At 37.8% G+C, this 4,184-nt stretch carries 5 protein-coding genes and 4 tRNA genes; 1 reads left to right on the plus strand and 8 read right to left on the minus strand.

What is annotated here, in order from left to right; translation table 11 throughout:
* The 7 genes from HRT50_RS00815 to HRT50_RS00845 all read right to left on the minus strand — a co-directional run.
* A partial coding sequence (locus tag HRT50_RS00815) for a GTP-binding protein (protein ID WP_291610354.1) occupies window positions 1-311 on the minus strand: 311 nt, incomplete at its 3' end.
* A 76-nt stretch (window positions 312-387) separates the two neighbouring features.
* Window positions 388-463, minus strand: a tRNA-Thr gene (locus HRT50_RS00820).
* 16 nt (window positions 464-479) lie between these two features.
* A tRNA-Gly gene (locus HRT50_RS00825) sits at window positions 480-554 on the minus strand.
* Between the two features lie 75 nt (window positions 555-629).
* Window positions 630-714 (minus strand) — tRNA-Tyr (locus HRT50_RS00830).
* Between the two features lie 61 nt (window positions 715-775).
* Window positions 776-851: transfer RNA gene (locus tag HRT50_RS00835), tRNA-Thr, on the minus strand.
* Window positions 852-1,437: 586 nt separating this feature from the next.
* Complete coding sequence (locus tag HRT50_RS00840; protein WP_291610356.1) at window positions 1,438-2,121, minus strand: DUF2726 domain-containing protein; 684 nt, start codon at window positions 2,119-2,121, stop codon at window positions 1,438-1,440.
* A gap of 470 nt (window positions 2,122-2,591) precedes the next feature.
* Window positions 2,592-3,236, minus strand: a complete 645-nt coding sequence (locus HRT50_RS00845; RefSeq protein WP_291610358.1) for a dUTP diphosphatase — start codon at window positions 3,234-3,236, stop codon at window positions 2,592-2,594.
* A gap of 174 nt (window positions 3,237-3,410) precedes the next feature.
* Between HRT50_RS00845 and HRT50_RS00850 the strand changes: the two genes are divergently transcribed.
* On the plus strand, window positions 3,411-3,680 hold the full coding sequence (locus HRT50_RS00850) for a PAS domain-containing protein (protein WP_291610360.1): 270 nt from the start codon (window positions 3,411-3,413) through the stop codon (window positions 3,678-3,680).
* A gap of 395 nt (window positions 3,681-4,075) precedes the next feature.
* Here HRT50_RS00850 and HRT50_RS18825 read toward each other — a convergent pair whose 3' ends face one another.
* Window positions 4,076-4,177 (minus strand): PEP-CTERM sorting domain-containing protein, encoded by a 102-nt coding sequence (locus HRT50_RS18825; RefSeq protein WP_367238710.1) that lies wholly within the window; start codon window positions 4,175-4,177, stop codon window positions 4,076-4,078.
* Between the last annotated feature and the right edge of the window lie 7 nt (window positions 4,178-4,184).

The following is a 4,184-nucleotide window of genomic DNA, read 5'->3' on the forward strand; positions in this document are numbered from 1 at the left end:
AAGATAGCTCCATCCATTTGTGCAGCACCAGTGATCATGTTTTTGATGTAATCAGCATGGCCTGGGCAATCTACGTGAGCGTAGTGACGTACTTCAGTATCATATTCGATGTGAGAAGTATTGATAGTAATACCACGTTCACGCTCTTCAGGAGCATTATCGATTTGTGCGAAATCTTTAACTTCACCACCGAATTTTTTAGTTAATACCGCAGAGATAGCGGCTGTTAATGTTGTTTTACCGTGATCAACGTGTCCGATTGTACCAACGTTTACATGTGGTTTCGTACGTTCAAATTTTTCTTTAGCCATTTTAAAATACCTCTGGGTATAGAATTAAGTTTAATTTTATAATATTTGAAATATCTGGATAGAATTATCTAAGGAATGGTGCTGATAGGCAGATTCGAACTGCCGACCTCACCCTTACCAAGGGTGCGCTCTACCAACTGAGCCATATCAGCGTACATATACAAAGATTGGAGCGGGTGGCGGGAATCGAACCCGCTTCATCAGCTTGGAAGGCTGAGGTAATAGCCAGTATACGACACCCGCTTACTCTATCAGATTATCTCTGTTTTTTGACTTACACTCATGTTGAATAAATCGCAACAAGCGTAAATCGAAATATGGTGGAGGGAGGTGGATTCGAACCACCGAAGGCTGAGCCGTCAGATTTACAGTCTGATCCCTTTGGCCACTCGGGAACCCCTCCACTTAAAGCCATACCTTTGATCAAGGTACCTTATTAATAACATTGTCTTAATAAGTATTAATGGTGCCGACTGCCGGAATCGAACTGGCGACCTACTGATTACAAGTCAGTTGCTCTACCAACTGAGCTAAGTCGGCACTACATTAAGTGGTGCGAATTCTAGTGTAATGTTTTGCCCCTTGCAATAGCTAAATTGAAATATTTTGCACTTTTTAGCTGTTTATTGTTTGTTTGCTGATTTTTTATTCAAGGTATGGTTACTTTAACCGCTTAGCTGCATATTAGTGCTGGTAAAAGTAAAAAATCCGCCATTATATTATCTAGAGATATAATGGCGGATTGATTGTTTTATTGTACTTTTCGCAGTTAAGCTATTTTAAGGCCCATTCTTCACTCTATTATTTGCACTATATATACCCGTTCCACTTGAAGATGCATGATTCAGCTGGAATTAGAAACGCTTTAGGCAAGGCATTGATTGAAGAGAATGGTTACTCCCTTCTCAAAATCAATAACGAAGCATAAAGCGTTTCTAAACCAGCCCTTGGGGAAGGCTGAGCAAATCAGACTCTGCGTTACATTTCTTTTTAAGGGAATAACCCTTAATAAAAAAATGTGCCTTGATTATGAGCCGCTCAGACTTCCTGAAACGAACATCTTCAAGTGGAACGGGTATAGTAGTGCTGTTCTCTAATAAAAATTTCTAACTAAAAATGCAAAAACTTAATGTGACAATGAAGCGGCTGGCATAGAGCCTAATTGTCCGGCAGACATTCGTGGTAACACTGGCGATTGTTGCTCAACTTGTGCTCTAGCTGCTGCTGCAGTTAATGCGCCAGCTGGCTTATTTCTCGCTCTAACCATAGGTGCAGGAATAACACGGCCTTTTATTTTTGGCTGCGGGGCAAAGTTAGCAGCAGATTTACCCAGTAATCGGGTATGGATACATGTTCTGATTTCTTCTAGGGTATAATTCGCTTTTACTTTGATTCGAAGATGAGGAATTGAAGCGGCTTCTAAACTGCCACTAACAAACCAATCTTTCTTGATTTTATAACCTTTACCCTGGGTATCAACTAAATCAATAGCGCCAAGTAACTTCATGCTACTGCGATCACAAATGACAAAATCTAAGTACTTTGTTTCGGCACTTTTAGCAGCACTTTGACTAGCTCGACTTGAAACACCGTTACGAATAGTCACCACATCACTTAATCTTACCCGATTTAGTACACGATATTTTGTCCCTAGTGCTTGTTCAACTAAGTTTTGGAAGTTTTTTTCTGCTGGAGTAAAAATGGCTTTTTTACTATCAAAAGGAAATGGGAAACTATTATCGTTTAAACGACTCGCTAACACGGCAACAATTACCACTAAGGTAATCAAGGTAAATAATATCAGTTCCATATACTTCTCCTATTACCAACCGCACTCATTATTTAATCATCTTCAAATGGTCTAAATCTACAATTTCTGCGTTGCGTTCAATCGCAATAGCCAGCTATTACTCAATCCCGTGCCTTGAACTTGGAAATTAATTCTCATTGAATGTTGTTTATCTAACGAATTTGACTGGTATGATTCAAATTCTTGACGCTTTTCCCTTTTCAGAGAATAAACGCACTACTTTCTTAGGATTAAGCAGAATGTGTGCCAAAGATCATTATGTATTATGGTGATTTTTAAGAGGAGGTTTGCTACTAAGGTGTTTACGACTTTACTGACAACTATTACCAAGCTTTATATTTATTTTTTATAGGTTACTTAGTTAAGAGAGCTGCAGTGTCAAAATACTGCACCTCTCTTTTTTACTACTCATATAGCTCGGTTTATATAGTAGTACTTATATATAGTAGCTAATTAGCTTAACTATTAATTTAAGCTGGGTATTTTTCTTCTAGCGCTTTATACAATTGCTGTTGAAAATCTTCCGCACCTGCATCTAAAGTACTAACGAGTTTAGCTAATACTTCATTATCTTCTTCGCCATGCCACTCTTTGATATAGCTGCCATCTTTATAGCCATGATCTTGACGGAAGAAATTTAATGTATTCTTGCCAACGTATTGACGGAATAGCTCATCAAGATCCATATTCATTAACGACATACAATCAGCCAGGGCTTTAGCATCAAAATCTTTAGCAGTAACAGCTGCCGACGCCAAGTTTTCTAGTGCTATTTTAAAGTCACTTTCTGCCGTACCTTGGTGTAATTCTTTCGCTAGTTCATTGGCAATAAGCGCTGGGCTATCGTTGGACATCAAGCGTAAGCTCAAACCAAAGTGAAATATGTCGACAAGCTCTAATTGCACTTGAGCGATATCAATTTCTTGGTGTTTCCACCACTTCCAACCATGATGATCTAACATCTCTGCACATTCCACCCATATGGCACGATACCACTCATAACCATTTTCACGCCAGGTATCACTAACACGACTGTTCATCGCATCTTGCATGATTAGCATTTGGCTAATTTGTTTCTCGGCTTTAGAGAGTGCGGTTGATAGTTGTTCGCTCATGTTTTTCTCAAATAATAAATGTTAGGGCTATTTTGCCGTAGCTGAAAGCTAGTGACAAGTATTTGCTGTTTTTTTGCGTAAAGAATCATTTTATGGGTATATTAGTTGCATGTTCGTTTTTTAACCATTTATTAGTTCGCGATATCAATCTGTGAGAATAAACTAGGGGCATTTATGAAACAGCTAGAAAATAGTAACTTACTACTAAACTCTGTCATTGATTTAATTGATGACTTAATCTTTTATAAAGATAAAAACTTTAGATACCTTGGCTGCAACACCGCATTCCTCAATTTCATTAATAAGTCAGCTGAGGAGTTAATCGGCAAAGATGACTTTGAAATATTCGATCATGAATTAGCCAATCTATTCCGTCAAAACTATAAACCGAAGGTTACATCAGAACGAATGAAGAATGGGTCACCTATCCCGATGGCAGTATAGTTTACCTGTTAACAAAAAAATTCCTTTTATTTATGACCACGTAAGTACTGGCATTCTTGGTATAAGCAGAGACATCACCTAGTTAGAAGAGGCCAAACAACAATTAAAAGCACAAACCTTAGTCGATGATATCAGCTAAGGCATTTAAACTAGCGGCGCAATAAATACGTTCAGATTGAGTTAGAAAAAGCTTCACTAATATAATATTAAGCAACATGGGGCTATTTAAAAATTGGAATTTAACAACCTAATATTAGCTGCATTTACTCTTTCAGAATTGTTGTATAAAAAAGTATGCAGCAAACACAATAAAAAATGCCAGTTAATTTAGTCACTAACTGGCATTTTTAAAAATATTATACCTATGTTATCAATAACATAAAATAGCGGACAACTTAAAGCTTTCTTTTTCTGGCTCTAACTAAACCCATTAAAGCCAAGCCAAATAAAGCTAAGCCCGCGGGCTCTGGTATATCTTTTGGCTCTTCAATTGCAATGCCGTCA

Origin of the sequence: Colwellia sp. (assembly GCF_013215345.1) — a bacterium.
GTDB lineage: Bacteria > Pseudomonadota > Gammaproteobacteria > Enterobacterales > Alteromonadaceae > Colwellia.